The sequence below is a fragment of the Pseudomonas sp. Leaf58 genome (assembly GCF_003627215.1).
GTDB lineage: Bacteria > Pseudomonadota > Gammaproteobacteria > Pseudomonadales > Pseudomonadaceae > Aquipseudomonas.
Map to the genome: position 1 here is coordinate 792,791 of NZ_CP032678.1, position 16,271 is coordinate 809,061.

Annotated in this window: 20 protein-coding genes; 3 read left to right on the plus strand and 17 right to left on the minus strand. The window is 55.2% G+C overall.

All coding sequences use genetic code 11. The annotated features are described in order from the left end of the window. Nucleotides 1-15: 15 nt before the first annotated feature. From DV532_RS29565 to DV532_RS29610, 10 genes are all read right to left on the minus strand, one after another. Nucleotides 16-942 carry a hypothetical protein gene (locus DV532_RS29565; protein WP_056797912.1) on the minus strand — a complete coding sequence of 309 codons (927 nt, stop codon included), beginning with the start codon at nucleotides 940-942 and terminating at the stop codon, nucleotides 16-18. After that, nucleotides 926-1,819 carry a hypothetical protein gene (locus DV532_RS29570; protein ID WP_056797908.1) on the minus strand — a complete coding sequence of 298 codons (894 nt, stop codon included), beginning with the start codon at nucleotides 1,817-1,819 and terminating at the stop codon, nucleotides 926-928. The genes DV532_RS29565 and DV532_RS29570 overlap by 17 nt, the downstream gene beginning before the upstream one ends. Before the next feature lie 121 nt (nucleotides 1,820-1,940). Continuing rightward, nucleotides 1,941-2,297: a hypothetical protein gene (locus DV532_RS29575; RefSeq protein ID WP_056797905.1), complete on the minus strand. Its 357-nt coding sequence runs from the start codon at nucleotides 2,295-2,297 to the stop codon at nucleotides 1,941-1,943. Nucleotides 2,298-2,398: 101 nt separating this feature from the next. Further along, nucleotides 2,399-2,764, minus strand: coding sequence for a hypothetical protein (locus DV532_RS29580; protein WP_056797902.1), 366 nt, complete (start codon nucleotides 2,762-2,764; stop codon nucleotides 2,399-2,401). Next, nucleotides 2,761-3,111: a hypothetical protein gene (locus DV532_RS29585; RefSeq protein ID WP_156675882.1), complete on the minus strand. Its 351-nt coding sequence runs from the start codon at nucleotides 3,109-3,111 to the stop codon at nucleotides 2,761-2,763. Before DV532_RS29585 ends, DV532_RS29580 begins: the two co-directional genes overlap by 4 nt. A gap of 90 nt (nucleotides 3,112-3,201) precedes the next feature. Continuing rightward, complete coding sequence (locus DV532_RS29590) at nucleotides 3,202-3,765, minus strand: TerD family protein (protein WP_056797898.1); 564 nt, start codon at nucleotides 3,763-3,765, stop codon at nucleotides 3,202-3,204. A 54-nt stretch (nucleotides 3,766-3,819) separates the two neighbouring features. Continuing rightward, nucleotides 3,820-4,407 (minus strand): TerD family protein, encoded by a 588-nt coding sequence (locus tag DV532_RS29595; protein WP_056797896.1) that lies wholly within the window; start codon nucleotides 4,405-4,407, stop codon nucleotides 3,820-3,822. An 82-nt stretch (nucleotides 4,408-4,489) separates the two neighbouring features. Continuing rightward, nucleotides 4,490-5,611, minus strand: a complete 1,122-nt coding sequence (locus DV532_RS29600; protein WP_236707489.1) for a DUF475 domain-containing protein — start codon at nucleotides 5,609-5,611, stop codon at nucleotides 4,490-4,492. Then, nucleotides 5,601-6,077 carry a hypothetical protein gene (locus DV532_RS29605; protein ID WP_056797891.1) on the minus strand — a complete coding sequence of 159 codons (477 nt, stop codon included), beginning with the start codon at nucleotides 6,075-6,077 and terminating at the stop codon, nucleotides 5,601-5,603. Before DV532_RS29605 ends, DV532_RS29600 begins: the two co-directional genes overlap by 11 nt. Nucleotides 6,078-6,126: 49 nt before the next feature. Further along, nucleotides 6,127-6,855 carry a hypothetical protein gene (locus DV532_RS29610; protein WP_120715524.1) on the minus strand — a complete coding sequence of 243 codons (729 nt, stop codon included), beginning with the start codon at nucleotides 6,853-6,855 and terminating at the stop codon, nucleotides 6,127-6,129. Here DV532_RS29610 and DV532_RS29615 point away from each other — a divergent pair. Then, complete coding sequence (locus DV532_RS29615) at nucleotides 6,826-7,254, plus strand: hypothetical protein (protein WP_120715525.1); 429 nt, start codon at nucleotides 6,826-6,828, stop codon at nucleotides 7,252-7,254. The two genes, DV532_RS29610 and DV532_RS29615, sit on opposite strands and share 30 nt — an antisense overlap. Before the next feature lie 160 nt (nucleotides 7,255-7,414). Here the strand turns inward: DV532_RS29615 and DV532_RS29620 are convergent, their stop codons facing one another. Beyond that, nucleotides 7,415-7,906 carry a hypothetical protein gene (locus tag DV532_RS29620; protein ID WP_082476781.1) on the minus strand — a complete coding sequence of 164 codons (492 nt, stop codon included), beginning with the start codon at nucleotides 7,904-7,906 and terminating at the stop codon, nucleotides 7,415-7,417. Nucleotides 7,907-8,083: 177 nt separating this feature from the next. On the opposite strand from DV532_RS29620, the gene DV532_RS29625 reads away from it, so the two are divergent. Beyond that, on the plus strand, nucleotides 8,084-8,623 hold the full coding sequence (locus DV532_RS29625) for a hypothetical protein (RefSeq protein ID WP_056797880.1): 540 nt from the start codon (nucleotides 8,084-8,086) through the stop codon (nucleotides 8,621-8,623). A gap of 140 nt (nucleotides 8,624-8,763) precedes the next feature. On the opposite strand, the gene DV532_RS29630 is transcribed toward DV532_RS29625, so the two are convergent. From DV532_RS29630 to DV532_RS29645, 4 genes are all read right to left on the minus strand, one after another. Then, the gene (locus DV532_RS29630; RefSeq protein WP_056797878.1) at nucleotides 8,764-9,771 is read right to left on the minus strand and encodes a hypothetical protein; all 1,008 of its coding nucleotides are present in this window, start codon (nucleotides 9,769-9,771) and stop codon (nucleotides 8,764-8,766) included. A 65-nt stretch (nucleotides 9,772-9,836) separates the two neighbouring features. Continuing rightward, a complete protein-coding gene (locus DV532_RS29635; protein WP_156675881.1) occupies nucleotides 9,837-11,480 on the minus strand; it encodes a hypothetical protein in 1,644 nt (547 codons plus the stop codon). Next, a complete protein-coding gene (locus DV532_RS29640; RefSeq protein ID WP_156675880.1) occupies nucleotides 11,434-13,020 on the minus strand; it encodes a hypothetical protein in 1,587 nt (528 codons plus the stop codon). Before DV532_RS29640 ends, DV532_RS29635 begins: the two co-directional genes overlap by 47 nt. Continuing rightward, nucleotides 13,020-14,531 carry a hypothetical protein gene (locus DV532_RS29645; RefSeq protein WP_056797871.1) on the minus strand — a complete coding sequence of 504 codons (1,512 nt, stop codon included), beginning with the start codon at nucleotides 14,529-14,531 and terminating at the stop codon, nucleotides 13,020-13,022. The genes DV532_RS29640 and DV532_RS29645 overlap by 1 nt, the downstream gene beginning before the upstream one ends. 64 nt (nucleotides 14,532-14,595) lie before the next feature. On the opposite strand from DV532_RS29645, the gene DV532_RS29650 reads away from it, so the two are divergent. After that, on the plus strand, nucleotides 14,596-15,153 hold the full coding sequence (locus DV532_RS29650; protein WP_162241118.1) for an HD domain-containing protein: 558 nt from the start codon (nucleotides 14,596-14,598) through the stop codon (nucleotides 15,151-15,153). Here DV532_RS29650 and DV532_RS29655 read toward each other — a convergent pair. Together DV532_RS29655 and DV532_RS29660 are read right to left on the minus strand one after the other, a co-directional pair. Then, nucleotides 15,135-15,641, minus strand: coding sequence for a hypothetical protein (locus tag DV532_RS29655; protein ID WP_056797866.1), 507 nt, complete (start codon nucleotides 15,639-15,641; stop codon nucleotides 15,135-15,137). The genes DV532_RS29650 and DV532_RS29655 overlap by 19 nt on opposite strands. Nucleotides 15,642-15,914: 273 nt before the next feature. Further along, nucleotides 15,915-16,238, minus strand: a complete 324-nt coding sequence (locus tag DV532_RS29660) for a hypothetical protein (RefSeq protein WP_056797863.1) — start codon at nucleotides 16,236-16,238, stop codon at nucleotides 15,915-15,917. Nucleotides 16,239-16,271: the final 33 nt, after the last annotated feature.

Genomic DNA, 16,271 nt, shown 5'->3' on the forward strand with positions numbered 1-16,271 from the left:
CTTTATTCGTTCCACTCAGATGATTTCGAAAATGCTCGATGGATCGGTGCTCATGTGTGCTCGACTCGCGTCATTTACTAGCCCGGCAGGCGTCCTGGCAGGCCCTGTTGCATCCATCAACACAAAGCGGCGTCCTTTGTACGGGTACACGATATCACCCGCCTGTGGCGCCATTTCAGCACCCAGGAGCATGTGATCACCAGTACCGATCAGGATGATGCCCATGCTGGGGTAGGTGCTCTTCAGAAAGGTGGCGAGGGCCACCTGTTTTGTCTCACAGTCCCCCCGGTTTTCCGCGAGCATGGCAGCCGGCGTCAGGACGCCGAAGTCAGTCGACTGCTGCAGGGAATCGTACGGAATCGCCTGCAGGAAGCTGAGATAGCTATTGACCTGGTCTCTGGGGGCTGGATAGCGCCGGGGCCAGCTTTGCACCACAGGCTTGATCAGAGGCAGGGCGTCATGCACCATCTGCTGATAATTGAAGCTCACCTCGGCGTCATCAGAAATCCATAGGTAGGTGTTGGCTTTGATGCGGGAAACCAGATGCTGTTGGGCCTGTTCCAGGGCATTCAAGCGCCTTTGCAACTCGCCTGAATCCTGACCTTGCGCCTGGACGTTGATGCCCGCCGCCTCCTGGGTGACCGTAAATGCATAATTCGCATCCGACAGCCGCGTGGCTAGCGCGGTAATTTCATTGAAGATCAGCAGCCCCAGCTGGTCAGCACGAATGCTCATTTTTGGATCTTTGGTCACAATGGTTGAGAATTCAGGGGTAACCTGCAATTCGAGCAGGAGCGGCTGCTGCGCATAGTCTTGCCACTGATACCGGAACGTCTCATGGCCTGGCGTGCGCTGATGGCTGAATTGGTTGTCCTGGGCATTGGTATGCTGCGCCAAAAGCAGAATCAGCGCAGCACCTGCCGCTTTAGAAATGTAATTCACTCCAAACCCACCTGTCATTGAGATCCAAGAATTGAGGGGGAATGCGCCCAAGCGGATAGGGTGTTGGCCCGGTGGCATCCATGAGTACGATGTGTCGCCCTTTGTGTTCAATGGTAGTGTCCATAGGCATGTCCAGGGCGATGCCGGCAATGATGTGCTCGCGATCCGGGAGGTTGATCAGGTAGATGGGCCTGTCGCGAAATAGCTCCCTGAGCACGCCGACCAAGAACACCTGCTTGCCTTCACAGTCGCCGCGCTGCTCCACCAGCATGGGAATGGGCGGTGACATCGGAAAGGGCTGGGTCAGCAGATCGTCGTACGGTATGGATTGCAGGAATGCGAGCAGCTGGTTGATGAGCTGGAGGGGCTCATTGACCCCGAATTTGGCAAGAAATGCCCTGGCAACCGTGTTGAAAACATCCTGGTTGTCCTGTGCAATCGCCTGATAATCGGGCCGTATCCCGGCGCTCCCGGCGTCGTAGATGAAATACCCATTTTCCGAAGGATCGGCAATTGATACCTCGACTTCGGTGCGTATTCTGCCCCGCTCTTGCTCGGCATCCGCCAGAAGCCCTGCGGGCGCGCTCACAGCGATATCGAATTGATCGACTGAGCCAGTTACCCTGAAGATGATATCGGACGTTGAGGACGCTCTGGCGAGCATCCAGGCCGTGTCGTATGCCCTGACCTGGACTTCAGCCAGGCTGACCTGATCCTTTTCCGACAGCATGCCCTCTACCAGCCGTTTAGAGGGCAGGTCGAAGGTTATGGTCTGCTGCTGGCCATTAAAGTCTGTCCAGCCGTAGGTCAACGGCTGGGCCAGCGCCATCGGGCTGCACGCCAGCAAAGCGGCGAAAAGAACCTGTTTTAGTGTCATGGGTCAATTATGGCAAAACCCGATGACCAATGCCATGGCCACTACCAGATAGCCCACCCTAATGCCCTAAAGCGCCCCAACACCTTGCACCCATCGGCTACAAAAGGCGAGATCACGGAAATTAGGATATCTCAGTTTTTTTCACCAACCAGGCGCCGAGCTTCTGGCAGACGGGCTGTAACTCAACAAGGATTGAGCCAAGATCGGCTAGCACACCTCGTAAGATCAAAATGACAAATAAGAACACTATAACCGTTGATAAGATCACTATGCCTCCCATGATTGGCACCAAAACCAACGTTTCTATGGCATGGGACACACCTTCCATGGCGATTTTTCCCCCACCCTCGGTTATTTGGTGCAAAATCCACTGGAGCGTCAAACCGGCGCCCATGCAAAGTAAATAGCCTCCACAGATACAGCCGGTGAGCAGGATAGCGCCGAACGTAGTGGGGTAACGTTTGATGAGAGCTTTCATGTTTTTTCTCCAGACGTAGCCATGATTTGAAGGCATGGCATGCATATTTTGTGCGACATGCGCGCACAGTCTTTGGCAACGATCTATCTGCGCTTGCGCTATTAGCACTTGTTTCGGCAGTATTTGCGCAAGAACCAGTTTCCAAGGGCTGTTGAGATCGCCAAAACAATCCAATAGATGATCGTGCAGATGACGAAGGCCAGCCAAAGAGAGGAAATGACCATCATGCCACCCAGGGGCCTGAAAACGTAGTCATTGATGCCAGGTGACTGGCTGACAAAACGGACGAATGTCAGACCGTGTTCATTCGTTAACCAGTCACAGACAAAGCCAAGGCCATAACACACGGCGTAGGTCGCAAACCCGCCCACCACCAGAACAACCAGCCCCAGCAGTGCCGGATGTTTACGGACTAAATTGATCACATCATTCTCTAAAAAGGATTGCATATTGCTGGCGATTTTCACCCTGTTACCCCGCTACCACCTTGCTTGGCGTACAGCCACGCGCCGAGCGATTGTGCCGTTCGGTAAATGCCCACAGAAAGTGCAATCACGAGTGCGCACACCGCTCCGACAAAAACGACTGCGATCGCCACCCAGAATAGGGTGCCCGCGCCCCGCATAGGTATGTACAACAGCAGGTTGATGGCCTGAGTTTTCCCACGAGGCAATGTCAAGGCTAGCTGGAAATGCTCCACTGCCCAGGTGGTCAGAAGTCCCAAGGAGTCCAATCCCAGGTAAACCGCACATATAATGCCCAGCAGCAGAACTGACCCAAAAAGCGTCGGGTATTTCTTGATCAGTTTTTTCATGATTGCACTATTTCTCGGGTTGAACATTCCAGATCTTGCTAAAAAACCCGGTGATTGCGCACCGGGTTTTTCATATGAGCCGATCAAGCGTCAGATGACGTTCTGGACGTCTTGCATCAGCTGGCTCGCGATCTGGCAGTTGGTCGCATGGCCGATCGCCTTGACCTTCCAGCCGTCGCCGTGGCGATACGCCGAAACCATGATCATGGCGGTGTGCTTGCCTTTTTCAGACAGGATGAACTTGGCCTGCTCGGTGCCTTTGTCGTCATACAGGCGACAGCTGGCGTTTTCGACCTTCTCGAAGTCTTGTTTGGTGAAGGAGTTGACGGTGAACACCAGGTACTCGACGGTGGCCGGCACAGTCGCCAGATTGACGCGAATGGTTTCGTCATCCCCACTGCCTTCGCCGGTACGGTTGTCGCCAGAGTGATGAATGCTGCCACACTTGCTATCCAGCTGGCGGAACCAGACCTGATCGACCAGCTGCTTGTCCTTGTTCAGCATCAGGCAGGATGCATCCAGGTCAACACTGGTGCGGCCCAGGAAGCCGGAAACGCCGTCCCAGGCCAGGCCCATGCTCAGGGTGGTGAATTTGGTGCCATCAGGTTTTTCGAGCGAGATCCGCTGATTTTTCTGCAGGTTGATAACCGACATGGAGATTACCTCTAGAGGGCAGCCAGCATGGCCAGCTGCCGTTGGCATGGGGGGTTAGGCGGTGGCAGTCAGACCGGCTTGGGCCAGCACACCGATCAGACCCGAGGCGTAGCCCTGGTTGATGGTGTTGATCTTCCAGCCGCCGTCGTGGCGATAGATCTCGACCAGCACGACGCAGGTTTCGGTCGAGTAGTCTTCCGACGGGTCGTAGGTGTGGCTGACTTCGCCGGTGTCTTCGTCGATGAAGCGCACCCCGGTGTTGCTGACCTGGCCGAAGGTCAGGTTGTGGGCCGCCGCGTCGTGGATGGTGATCTGGAACTGGATGCGATGAACATCCGCCGCCACGGCGTCCAGGTCGATGGTGATGGTCTCGGCGTCGCCTTCGGCACCGCCCTGGCGGTTGTCACCATGAGTTTTCACTGCGCCATCGGGGCTGACAGGGTTGCCGTAGAACACGAAGTGCTTGTCACTCAGGGCCTTGCCCTCGGCATTGAGCAGGATGGCGCTGGCGTCCAGGTCGAAGTCGACACCGCCAGTGGCACGCTTGGCCCAGCGCAGGCCGACTTTCAGCTTTTTCAGCGACGGGTTGGCCTTGGTCAGGTCGATCTTCTGGCCCTTGCTCAGGCTGATGGTAGCAGTCATGGTGTAACTCCTTTCGCTTTTGCTTGATATTGAGTTTCAGGTTTTTCAGTGCCGCCCAACACCTGCTGGGCGGCGCGGTGACTCAGGCTGCAACCGCTTCTTCGGCAGCCTTCGGGTTGTTCTTCTTCCAGCGCAGGCTCGAAACAATGGCCGCGCCGATCAGGAGGGCACCCGCCAGGGCTGTGAAGACCTCAGGAACATGCACGAAACCGGAGGTCAGCATGATCAGGGCGAGGATGCCGATGGCGTACATCGCGCCAGCTTCCAGGTACACCAGTTCGTCCAGCGTGCCTTTTTTCACCAAGTAGATGGTCAGGCAGCGCACGGCCATCGCGCCGATTGCCAGGCCCAGCATGATGACGATCGGATCCTTGGTGATGGCAAAGGCGGCGATTACACCGTCCAACGAGAAGGACGCATCGAGTACCTCCAGGTACATGAAGCTAATAAAACCGCTTTTCTTGGCAACATCTGCTACAGCTTCGCCATCTTCGGGGTTCTCGAAGCAATGTTTCAGCATATCGAGCAAGAAGAAGACGAACAGACCGAGCGCACCGGAGTACAGGAAGGTGGCCGACTGCGCGCCTTCAAGCACCGTGGAAACCCCCATCAGCAGCGCCAGCGCAACGATGGTACTGATGCCTTCGATCGAGCCCAGCGAGCCGAATTTGGCTTCCAGGGCGCCCAGCCAGTGATGTTCTTTCTCAGCGTTGAACAGGAAGCCCAGGAACACCATCAGCAGGAACACGCCGCCGAATGCCGAGATGGCCAGGTGAGCGTCATGCAGGTGCTTGGAATATTCTTCGGGGTTGTCGAAGACCATTCGCGCTGTATCCATGAAGCCGATGTCTGCTGCGACTGCAACGATACCAACTGGCAGGATCAGGCGAACCAGGAACACCGCCACCAGGATACCGACCGTGAGGAACATCATTCGCCAGAAATTGCTCATGTCCTTCAGGACTTTCGCGTTTACTACCGCGTTGTCAAACGAGACGCTGATCTCCAGGACACCGAGGATCATCACCTTAAACGCAGCGGCAGGGCCGCCGTACATGAATGCGCCGATCATGCAAATGAGCGTGACCAGACCTGTACCCCAGAAATGTCGCATTGATTTTTCTCCAGCACGGTGAAGGGTTGATTGCCAAAACGGCAACTTGGGGTGAAGTATACGGTTTATTGGAAGACTGTCAATAACCATCTAAAGAATTATTTACGCTTTGGATATCGGTGCTCAACCAGGTGGAATTACCCCCCTGCTCTTCCACTAAAACCTCGATTTTTAAGGAAAATTCTTGCCCTGACCAGCTGCAACCCAGGGTTCTGCTGTCTCGATACGACCAAAAGCCGAGGTTTTCCTCCACCAAAAAATCCTCCGGGACATCGGTGCAGTTGATCGCACCTGGCGCCTCCAGATTTGCGCCCTCATCGATCCACACGCTGGCCAGGTCTGGCCTGTTTTTGGCCACAAAACCAATGATTTCCGGGCCTGGGGAGGGCAGCCCCGGAATTTCGATATCATTTTGGGTGCCATCTAGCACGGAGAGAAGCTGGATAAATGCACTGGTGGTTTGCACTTGGGGGGTCTGTGCGAGGGCAAGCGGCGAGGCCACCAACGATAGTGTTGCAATATATGTGTAAAGGAGTTTTTGGGACAAACTGAACATGGCGACACCTAGGGAAGAGGGTGTCGCCAATATAGCATCAAAGCAATTCTTATTCCTCGACGACCTCATCGTCGGCCTCGACCTCTACTTCGGCGTCGCCCTTGCCGCCCTTGCCGCCCCGCACGCGCTGGCTATTGGCAACACGCTTCTTACGCACTGAATCGAACGCCTGATACATCGAAATCGCAGACAGCGTGAGCGCGCAGCCGATGCGGCCATCGTACGCGGCCTGATACAACCCGTCCTTGGTGATGCGTTTGAGCGATCGTACGCTCTTGTCGGTCGGCGTGTGGTTTTCCTCCAGGGTGAAATTCCCGTAGTACACATCACAGGCCCCCTTGATGATGTGAGAATCCGGCTTCAGCGGGCCCCCGATTTTCTCCATGGGGCGTATCGAAAGTCCGGTCAGGTCGCGCATGGCCACGGCCAGGTTCGACTCTGCGACCGGGCCTGCGGATGAGCCCGCACGGGGAAACTCCAGGGTATACACGCCTTCGATGGGGTTGTAGCGTTCCACCAGGAGGAAGTGGTTTTCACGCACATCATGGATGATCATGATGGCTTGATTGCCCTCGGTGTACTCGATGTAGTTGGAGTACCCCTTGGAGGTTTTGACTTCAAACCCAGGGCCTTCGGCAATCACCTCGCCAACCTTGGCCAGCTTGTGAACGCCTGAATCGGCGTGGTTGAATTTCAAATCCTGAATCAACTCTTCGAGCAAGCCTCGCAGGTACTCAGTGACGAACTCATGAAATTCACGGGCGTCATCGTTGACCACGCCGCTTTTCTGGTACCGGGGCAACACGTCGAAATAGGCGTGCAACGCCGGACGCTCACCGTCTTGATGAATTGCATCCATCAGCACATCCAGGCGCAGCAAGTCCTTGAAGGCATTCAACCCCAGGACTTCCGCAGCGGTCTGGCGCTTTTCAACGAACAGCTCAACCGCAGCGGCTGCCAGGGCGAGCGCACCGGAGCGATACAGCTTGCCAATTTCGGAAACTGGGCCAATTTTGCTCTGGATCAGGGCGGTGAGGGATTCAAGTGTGAGGTGTTCATCGCGGCATTGAACCTTTCGGTCAAGCCAGTCGACTTGAGAAGCAATACTTCAGGATTGAGCGAACTCATGGGTTTACCCTTCTTCTTATTATTATGGAAAATCACTGCATACCTATGATTTTGCCATCATCAGAAGAAAGATCAACCCATTATCGATTGGCAATTTCTCGGAAGTTAGGTAGGGTTTCAGGCCGCCCCAACCTGTGGATCCTCGATGTTCCCAAGGCGCCCTGGAATGCTTGCACTGGGACAGGCCGACTACCGTGGAGTGACCGTGCCTAGCGCTCTTCAGGTGCTACTGGCGCAGCCGATTGCTCCCTGGCCTGGTCGATGAGCCGTTCACGTTCGACCACCAGCATCTCTTCTGCATCGATGAGCTTGGCCAGGTTCTCGTAATCACGCTCTCCCAGGCTGTCGAAGGCATTGGATTCGCCGTAGGTTTCCACAAATAGCCCCAGGGTGTGCAGTCGATTGAGATACAGCGACAAGGCTGCAATCAGCAGGCCCAATGCACCGATGGCTGCCAACTGCCGGGCGTCATCGCTGTAGATACCCCATATCGTCAGCTTCAACGAAATGGCCGGGGAAAAACTGAACACCAGAAAGCCAAGCCAGTAGGTGACGGAGAGGATAACGCCGAAAAAGACGAGGTTCTTCAGCGACTTTCTGAGCCAGATCAGAAAGATATTGAGAAAAATGCTCATGGTGGTTCGCCGCTGCTCTCGATCCTTCTGGAACCCAATCAGTATTCTGCGGATAAACGCGCTCACGGAAACCTCGCCTTGTTCTTATTTTTGGTTATCTAAATTATGCCTAGGCTGCTTCAGCGGTTGCAACACAGCTGCGTGCGCCCCTCTGAAAAAATCATCTTTTTGGTTTTCGCTATATTGACAGTTTGGCAATGGTCGGTATACTCAGTATCAACACACAGGCCAGGAGTCGCCGCCATGATCAGCTTCCGTTATGCAGTGCTCTTTGTTCTTGCCGTATCATCGGTAGCTGCTGTCTGGATGGCCAGCCAAGCGCAATTCTTCGATGACAAGTATGTCGGCCACCTGGTGGTCAACGGCAAGCCACTGGATGTTCAGGCAGAACTGCGCATCGGGAGCTCGATCTTCAAGCATGACCCCCGCTTCGAGATCAAGCTCGCCTCGGCCAAGCCTGATGAAGCCGTTGCCCAGGGTGCACCACGCTACCTGATGTCGAACACCTTCAATCAGTGCCGGGTCTCGGGCTACGATGACCGACGCGAAGGCAGTGATGCGATCATCTCGGTTCAGTTCAACCCGGAAACCAGCCACAACCCGCTGTGCAACCAGGCTGTCATGAAGATCACGGGCTTCAGCACCATGAATGTCGTGTTCCGCAACCAGCAGGGTGGCACCTTCGAAATCCAGGTGGAACGCGACTACGCTCGCAACCCCATCATCACTGCCACCGAATGGTTCGCTTACACCATGGGTAAGCGCGCTGACCGCTTCTACTGATCACATCGCGTTGAAAGCCCCCTTCGGGGGCTTTTTTTTGCTCTCAAATCCAGGTGCTGTTGGCGTGATGCCCACTGCAAGCATGACCGTTAGGCGGGACGGCGCGCCGGCATTGCATGAGTTCAACACCGCCCTTGTCTTCAGATCACCATGTCCAGCGCAGTTTCGATGCTGCAGAAGCCGCCCTGGTCGGCTTCATGCCGCGCTGCGGCATCCCGCTGGAAGCCGGGCATGCTGCCCAGGAGGATATCGACCATTACCGGATCACTTGTGATCCGGTAGCTGCGTTTGCTTGCTTCCAATTGCGCCGCCTGTCGGCGCTCAAGCTCAGTTTGGGGCATGCCAAGGTACGGCACGCCCAGGGACAGCGCCAGCGACGTGGAGGCGAAATCATAAGCCCCCAAGACAAAGGACGGCTTGGCACAAGCCAGTCGCGCCAGCGTGTCATCAGAAAATAATTCTGAAGTGCCAATGCGCTCAGGTGTCAGGCCACAGGCCTGCAAATGCTGCTGGATAGCCTTCCAGTCGTCATTGAGTCTGCCAATCAAGAGCGGTGGCCCAATCGCTGTGCTTTTCGCGACATACTCAAAGGGACTAGCGTTAAGCATCATGCTCGATCGCGGGGTATCGGACATTGACGAAAGAAAGGCAATGCCGGGCCTATTGGTCAGCTCGACGACCCCCATACCCACCATGTCGTGCGCCCAGGCATTCAGCTCCGGGAACAGCTCCAGAGAGCGGCTTTCGTCGACGTTGGGTTCTGTGGCAAGGGTCAGGCAGGGGCAACCCAGCATTGTGGCCACAATCACGGCGCCGGGGGCATTGCAGCAGATCACCTGCTCGGGCTCAAGCTCCTCCAACAGGGTTCGCCAGTTGTTGAACTGAATCTTGCGTAGCTCATCAGTCGTCCAGCCCAGGTAGTGCAGCTGCTGGATGACTCCATCGCCCTCGGCATCGTGACGAAAGGTGAACTTGGGTGTTGAATAGCCCTTGTCCGCCCAACTGATATCGACATCTTTAGCCTTGAGGCTGGTGGCCAGGATGATTTCACATTGGGGCATGCGAGCTCGAAGCTCGGCTGCCACAATCTTCATCAAATGAAAATTCTCAGCCGCCGAGCCCATCTCGCTGGCAAATAGTACGCGCATGGAAAAACCCTCCAAACCTAGATGATAGGTGCAAAGGGCTATTTTATCAATTTATAACTAACCCGTTACAGGCCCAGGTCATTCTCCAAGGCGTCTTCCAGGATTTTTCCACTCTCCCACGAAATCTGGCGCACCTGATCTTGGGGAATAAACCGATCCGCGTAATGTCGCAACTGGCCAAAGTCCTCAAAGCTGATTTTTGCAAGTTCCGTCATGGACTCCGGGGCGCTCATCAGTTGTGTGCAACGGTTGAGAATTTTCACCCTGTCGGGATGGCCACTGTGCTTTGCCAGTAGCGCCAAGCCATGAAAATCCGCTGCTGACAAATGCGTTTTCTCCTGGCTGATGCAGCCAAGGAAATCTTCACCTTCCACGATGAGGAAGTACGCAGAGAGCCGCGCCATCACCGATGAGTCGGAGAAGATGGCTTGCGCCTTCTTGTCCAGGTAGAGCATTGCCACGACATTCGACAGCGACCCTTCATAGGCACGGTGTCGACTACCCATTTGCTCCAGGCCATCAGCGAGCGTGGCACTGAAGCTCGCTTCGCTGCTCATCGACCCCAGGAATGCCTGTCCCGTCTCCAGGACATTCGGCTGCCTGGCGGATCGATTCAAATGTGCTTTCAAGCTGCCAGGCTTTCCACCCGCAGCGGTGAACAGTTTTTCTAAAAGCTCGAAGTTTTTGAAGCTAAGTGGCTGCACTTGATCATTGAAGACTGCTCGCTCGGCAAAATATTTGATTTCCCGCTGCCCAAACAAAGGTAGTGCAGGCAGGTTGGTCAAATCCAGATGATCGCGTGATATGATTTTGTTTGCCAGTTCCTGGGCGATGCTCCGCCCCTCTGCAGTCATCACCTGGTCGTACAGGTCGGGATTGTGCTGATGGAGCGCAACCAGGGCATTCTCGGTGGAGGCGGCTCGGATGACAGCAAGGAACACCCCCTGCGCGTAGCCTACATCTGCTCTGGGATCCAAATGAGGCATCCCATCAGCGAACTCCATCAGTGTGGACAAGGTCTGCTGGTTGGCGAATATGTAATCCACGCCCCATTGAAGATGGCCCTCGTCAAACACCTTGGCGAGCATGAGGCTGATCATTCGCGAGTAGGCATTTTTCTCGTGTTCATGGGAAAACAAATAGGGTTCGGCTTGGCAGAGGTTGTTCAGGAGTAGCTTGCACCAGCCGACTTGGGGCATGTTGACGTAGTCGTAATAAATGCTGCCCATGTCGTGCATCTGCTTGACGGAAGGAACCCCACCCAGTTTCAGAGCGGTATCCGCCATCCTGAAATACTCTTCGTGTTCATCGAGTCGGGCCGAAAACATGTAGGAGGCGGCATTACCGAGCGCAGTTGGTACCGGGCAGATGGCATAACACCTGGCCATCAAGCCAGTTTCACTGACGATCCAGGTGAAGTTCGCAAGCAGGTACTCCGCCATGTCTTGGGCATGGCGTACATAGATCCTGCAGGTGGCAGGCACTCCCTCGAAACCCATCAGCTGCTCACAGGCTTCCAGGCTCTGAGTGATGATCCCAGCGTAATCGATCTCCCGATTCCATTCCCGTGCATGCCCAAGCTCGATTCGAGACATGCGCAGCTGCTCACACAGGCGGTTCATCTCGGTTGCCGAGGTTGGGCGTATTGAGTCGTGCATCGTGTCAAAGCCCCATGTCGATTTCAAGTAAGTGGGTGGCAAGCTGCTCATTCTGCTTTCGCTCCAGAATATCCGTTACGGCGGGCTTGGCACCCAGGTTTTCAAGCAGCTTGATCCCCCGAGCCACCTGGTCGACCTCATTGACATCGTCGAAGAGAAAGCCACAAGGCTTGGTGCTAAGCCTGTGCGCGTACGCTTGGCCAAAGAGGGCGAGCCTCACTGTATGGTCGTTACCGAGTTTCCGGTTTGCCTGGTCAATGGTCAGCAGCTTCGTGAACAGTTTGCGCAAATCGGCTTCACCGGCTTGCTCAATGTGCGGCGCAACCAGCTCGACAATGTCCAAGGACTCTTCCCTGACAGCTTCAAATACCTGGTGAAGAGGAATGGAGTCGAAGACATCCCGGTAGGACGAAGAATACTCCAGGCGCAAGCGCATGCGTAGCCATTGGCCTTCGCTGATATCATCCAAGACACTCTTGGTTGAAACGGACTTTGGGTTGAAGTGGCAGCTTTTAGCCTTCAGCTTCTCATCATAGCGCGCCAGCAAGGGTGCTATGGACTGGTAAAGAAATTTTGCGACTTCAGGGCTGGCTTTTGTGCCTCGCCTTAGCGGATCCCCCGTCCATTCCAAGATGGCTTTTTGTGTTTCATTGGCCAGTATCTTCTTGCCGATCGATCGGGCAATGGAAAAACGAGGGTTGTCCTCACTGGAGGGTGCCTTCGGGTCATCATAGGCCGCAATGCTGAACCCGATATCGAGCACATCATCAACAGTAACGGCCATGCCAGGGTTTGCGACCATGTGCGCACAAGTGCGGTCAAAGAGCAATTGCGACTGGGTTTCAATGATCACCGCTTGAAGGGTGTCCCAAGTATTGTGTAGGTGGGAGCGTTCTGAATGACCGAACATCAGTCCAACGGAGCGCCAATAGGCACCGGCATACCCCAGGACGTCACAGTTTGGGTATTGCAGCTGCATGGCGCGAAGAATCGCCTCCAGGTTGTTCGCATCTTGAGTACCATTGGTGCCTGTGCTGATCAACTTCTCGTCGAGCAGGTCGATCAGCTTAGCCAGCTGATCAAGACCCATGTTCGTCAGCACGTCATCGGTGAGGTAGCCATTTTCCATGAAAGGGTTGGCCTTGACTGCTAGCAGGTATGAAAACACGTCGCTTTCACCGACCTTTTCGAAGGGATGATAATCCCAATCCTGCCCCTCTTTGAACTCATAGACGTCTATGCTCGGGTATTGCGCGATGCCCCGCATGCGGATATGCGCGGCGAACAGGCTGTTTTTAAGCTCCACGGACGCGGTGGCCAGCAGCAGCCTTGAGAGTCGTTCGGGTTTGAACGCCTGCATCGGGAAGCGGTTGAACGCTGCCGTGACTTCATTTACCAGGGTGCTGCGAGTGTACGCCCAGGAGAAAGCCCGCTGGGCATCAACCGGGGGCTGGTACGTGCACAACTCCCGCTCAATGGCCCCCCAGAATGTCTCGAACCATGGATCGACTTCATCGTCTCCCAGCCTCCGCCAGCCACCGGCCAGGCCGTTAATGGTGGGTTCCGGTACACGATAGGTGAATTTGCTCATCATAGCCCCAGATCTACCTGAAGTTTGGCTTCGTTAAACCATTCATACGACGAATAGTTCAGGGGGCTGTCGCCTGTGTGCTTGATCCAGAAGTCCAGCGATTTGAAGCTCCCCGTGTAGAATTCGGCTAGGTATCGTCGGGCTTCAGCCTGATAGCCACACGCCGTTATCATTGCCCACAGGTGCAGAAAGTGTTCTGCCAGATGAGGATTTCGCTTCACATCACTGGCCACCTTTGGGGACAGCACCTGGCCCCCGCTATCACCCTTTGGCCCATTCTGGCCATTGAGCGTGGTGAAGTCCTTGAGCAGTTGCATGAAGAGAGCGCCCGAGGGCCCTTCATACCGAAGCTGCTTATCCTCCCAGGACGACTCGTAGTATTGGCAGGAAAAATCCTGGTCGCTCAGGGATTTGATGTTTTCAAAAATACCCTGGAACTTGCTGTGCAAGCGATCGTTGTTGTTAACCTCGGGGGGTTGACTCAGGCTCAGGAGCACGTGGTGATCCAGGTTGAGCGTGTCAGGGTTGAAAGTTCTGCACCAATTGAGGGCTGCCTCACTGCGCCAGGGGGTTGCTGAACGTCCCCTCATGACTTTACTGATTTCCACACTTACTGAATGACCAAGCACCCGACAGGGATTGAAAAAGCGCGCCGCTTCATTCTCAACGACATAACCGCTGCCATGCACCTCATGCGGAATAACCTTTTCCGCCGCTGCACCTACCGCGTTGTAGTCAACCAGCAAGCTCGCCCGAGCGTAATCATCAGCGATCGAGTCCTCGATGATGGACATCACCTTTGCGGAAAATGCGGTGGCGTCGAGGTAACCCTTTTCTTTGACCCCCTGGATGATGCACTTCACCACACGGTTGATGTCCGGGGAGGCAATGTCGTAGTTTCCGGCAGCCACCTGTCTGAACGTGTGCATCACCATTTCGCCACTGATGTTCACCAGCGAGGGCGTGTATTGAGCAAAAATCTCCTTGCCATGTTGGACAATGCCGCTGACAAGCTCATCCAGGGCTTGAGTGTCGCCGGTCTTACCGATATGGGTTAACACATCCGTGACAAACACTGCATCAAGCCGCCCTTGCCCAACCTGTTGTGCCTGAATAACCCCGATGATTTTGAACAGGTCGTCGAAGTGGCGAGATTCGACCAGCCGCTGGGCATAGCCCTCCATCCCCTCGAAAAAATTCACATGGGTGCGCGCATCCACAAAGCTGCTGTCGGGGTAATGCTGCTCGCCCCAGCGTATGACGTTGCGCAGGGTTTCCTGAATGCGATAGGAGACTTTTTCAAGCTGGTGCAGCGGCGTGGATTCCAGTGCCTTGCCGACAAGCTCCTGACTGAGAAATCGCATCGCCTGCTCAGATAGCGTTGCAGTCTCGACGACACTTTCCAACACCGCTTCGAGGGATGCCCGCACGGTGCTTTCAAGCTCAGGATAAGGCGCCCACAGGCGAACGAACTTTCTATCGTCAAGGAACGATTTTATTTTCGGATTCATGATATATTGCCCTATGATTTAAGCCAGAGTAGCACGCCCGATGGCCACGAATGAAGACGATTTTGTGCTCAAAGCCGAGGCCTTGGCACGGGAGATCTATGCGGACAAATACAGGTCTGGCGAGAGCAGGCGCGCCTACATTGAACACCCTTTGGCGCTGGTTGCCATCTTACGGCGCCATGGCGCGTCAGACCCCGTTACCTTGGCAGGGGCTTTGCTGCACGATGCGGTCGAGGAGAATGAGCATGACCCGCAGGTGGCCATCGCCATAGAAAGGGAGTCGGGGACAGAAGTGCTGGCGCTGGTGCTTGAGCTCACTGATCTCAACGGCGTGTCGCGAGAAGAGCGCAGGGCCGAGCAGATTGCCCGCGCCAAGGGTTACAGCGTGCGGGCTGGCCTGGTCAGGACGGCGGACAAGCTCGCCAACCTTTCTGAGATCCTGGACTCACCCCCAAAATGGGCGCCAAAGCACGTCATCGCGTATGCCCGTTTTGCCATGCAGGTGGTGGAGGTCTGTGGTCATGTGTGCCCAGCCATGGCCCTTGAGTGCCAGCAGGCCTATGAGCAAGTTCTCGTTCGATATGCAGCGCCGCAAAGCGCGCCTCAAACGCCCAGCTCATAAGCCAGGGCGGCTGCACGAAAGGCTTCCGGAACCTGTTCTTGCCACCGCTTGGGCAGGTTCATGTGCTTGATCAACAACAGCAGGCGAGCCTCGGTCTGGCAAGACTGAATGGCCTGGCGCTTCTGCTTGGCCGTCATCAGCCAGGAGGCCACCAGGTACAGTGACGGGTTGCTGTCTCGGTCAGCCCGTATCAGCAGTTCGTGCCAACCGTCCAGGTTGTCAAAGCCAAGCGTGTGTTGCCAACTGATCATCTCGTGACGCACGGCCAATTCAATGACCATTCGGTGGTACGCATCGGGCTTGCTGGCGTACTTTTCGCAGGCATCGGCGAACTGCTGCTCCGAGACTTTGGCACCCAGCGCCAGCATCTTCTGGGTCAGGTCAGCGGACTTTGCCTGGTAGGGATAATTCATCGCCACTTTAGCGGTGGCGGCGTCGAGTCGCGTGGGCAAGGCACTGCAGAATTCAGCAGTTTTTCCCTCCGCCATGGCTTGATCCTGCATATCCCAGATATGACTCGCCAGCCTGGCCCTCACATGGGGATAGCGCAGGGCCACTTTGAGGTCAGCCCAACGCCCCTGGAATGTACAGTCATTGAGAAATGAATCAATTTCATCTGCGGCAGCAGATTTCGAGATCGCTGCCGACAAGTCGGGCTTGGCGCTGGAGTCAGTCATCTGGAGAGAATTCGAAGACATATGGATGGCACCTCTGCTTACCCCGATGGTAGCGCGAAGGTTTCATAAGTGCCAGTGATTTGATCAAGGCGCCAGGCGTATCGCCGATGATTCTGAAAATGGCTTGATCGCTAGCTGCTGATACCCGTCTGCGGTTTGTCGCAGAATGACCAAATGGCACGCATTCATGCTTTCCAGGGACTCTGGGTTCACACCAAAGCAGCCAATGACCACGTCTTTTGAATCATTGAACAAGACAAATCCATCTAGGTGTTTTTGGGCGTGGGGTTCATTGGTAAAGGGAATATCCCCTTCGCTGGCTGGCCATATCAAGGCACAGAATGGAACGCCATCCTCAGCGCCAAAAGCCAGCTCGAATCTGTTGATCGTGCGGGTGATGCTTGCCATGTTGGTTCCGTCTTCGATTTATACGTTTATTGT

What these genes read in the sequence shown, in the direction of transcription:
- DV532_RS29570 (WP_056797908.1), bottom strand. Translation starts at nt 1,819, where the DNA reads ATGACACTAAAACAGGTTCTTTTCGCCGCTTTGCTGGCGTGCAGCCCG.
- DV532_RS29575 (WP_056797905.1), bottom strand. Translation starts at nt 2,297, where the DNA reads ATGAAAGCTCTCATCAAACGTTACCCCACTACGTTCGGCGCTATCCTG.
- DV532_RS29585 (WP_156675882.1), bottom strand. Translation starts at nt 3,111, where the DNA reads ATGAAAAAACTGATCAAGAAATACCCGACGCTTTTTGGGTCAGTTCTG.
- DV532_RS29590 (WP_056797898.1), bottom strand. Translation starts at nt 3,765, where the DNA reads ATGTCGGTTATCAACCTGCAGAAAAATCAGCGGATCTCGCTCGAAAAA.
- DV532_RS29595 (WP_056797896.1), bottom strand. Translation starts at nt 4,407, where the DNA reads ATGACTGCTACCATCAGCCTGAGCAAGGGCCAGAAGATCGACCTGACC.
- DV532_RS29600 (WP_236707489.1), bottom strand. Translation starts at nt 5,611, where the DNA reads ATGGTTATTGACAGTCTTCCAATAAACCGTATACTTCACCCCAAGTTG.
- DV532_RS29605 (WP_056797891.1), bottom strand. Translation starts at nt 6,077, where the DNA reads ATGTTCAGTTTGTCCCAAAAACTCCTTTACACATATATTGCAACACTA.
- DV532_RS29615 (WP_120715525.1), top strand. Translation starts at nt 6,826, where the DNA reads ATGAAATTCACGGGCGTCATCGTTGACCACGCCGCTTTTCTGGTACCG.
- DV532_RS29625 (WP_056797880.1), top strand. Translation starts at nt 8,084, where the DNA reads ATGATCAGCTTCCGTTATGCAGTGCTCTTTGTTCTTGCCGTATCATCG.
- DV532_RS29630 (WP_056797878.1), bottom strand. Translation starts at nt 9,771, where the DNA reads ATGCGCGTACTATTTGCCAGCGAGATGGGCTCGGCGGCTGAGAATTTT.
- DV532_RS29635 (WP_156675881.1), bottom strand. Translation starts at nt 11,480, where the DNA reads ATGAGCAGCTTGCCACCCACTTACTTGAAATCGACATGGGGCTTTGAC.
- DV532_RS29640 (WP_156675880.1), bottom strand. Translation starts at nt 13,020, where the DNA reads ATGAGCAAATTCACCTATCGTGTACCGGAACCCACCATTAACGGCCTG.
- DV532_RS29645 (WP_056797871.1), bottom strand. Translation starts at nt 14,531, where the DNA reads ATGAATCCGAAAATAAAATCGTTCCTTGACGATAGAAAGTTCGTTCGC.
- DV532_RS29655 (WP_056797866.1), bottom strand. Translation starts at nt 15,641, where the DNA reads ATGGCGGAGGGAAAAACTGCTGAATTCTGCAGTGCCTTGCCCACGCGA.
- DV532_RS29660 (WP_056797863.1), bottom strand. Translation starts at nt 16,238, where the DNA reads ATGGCAAGCATCACCCGCACGATCAACAGATTCGAGCTGGCTTTTGGC.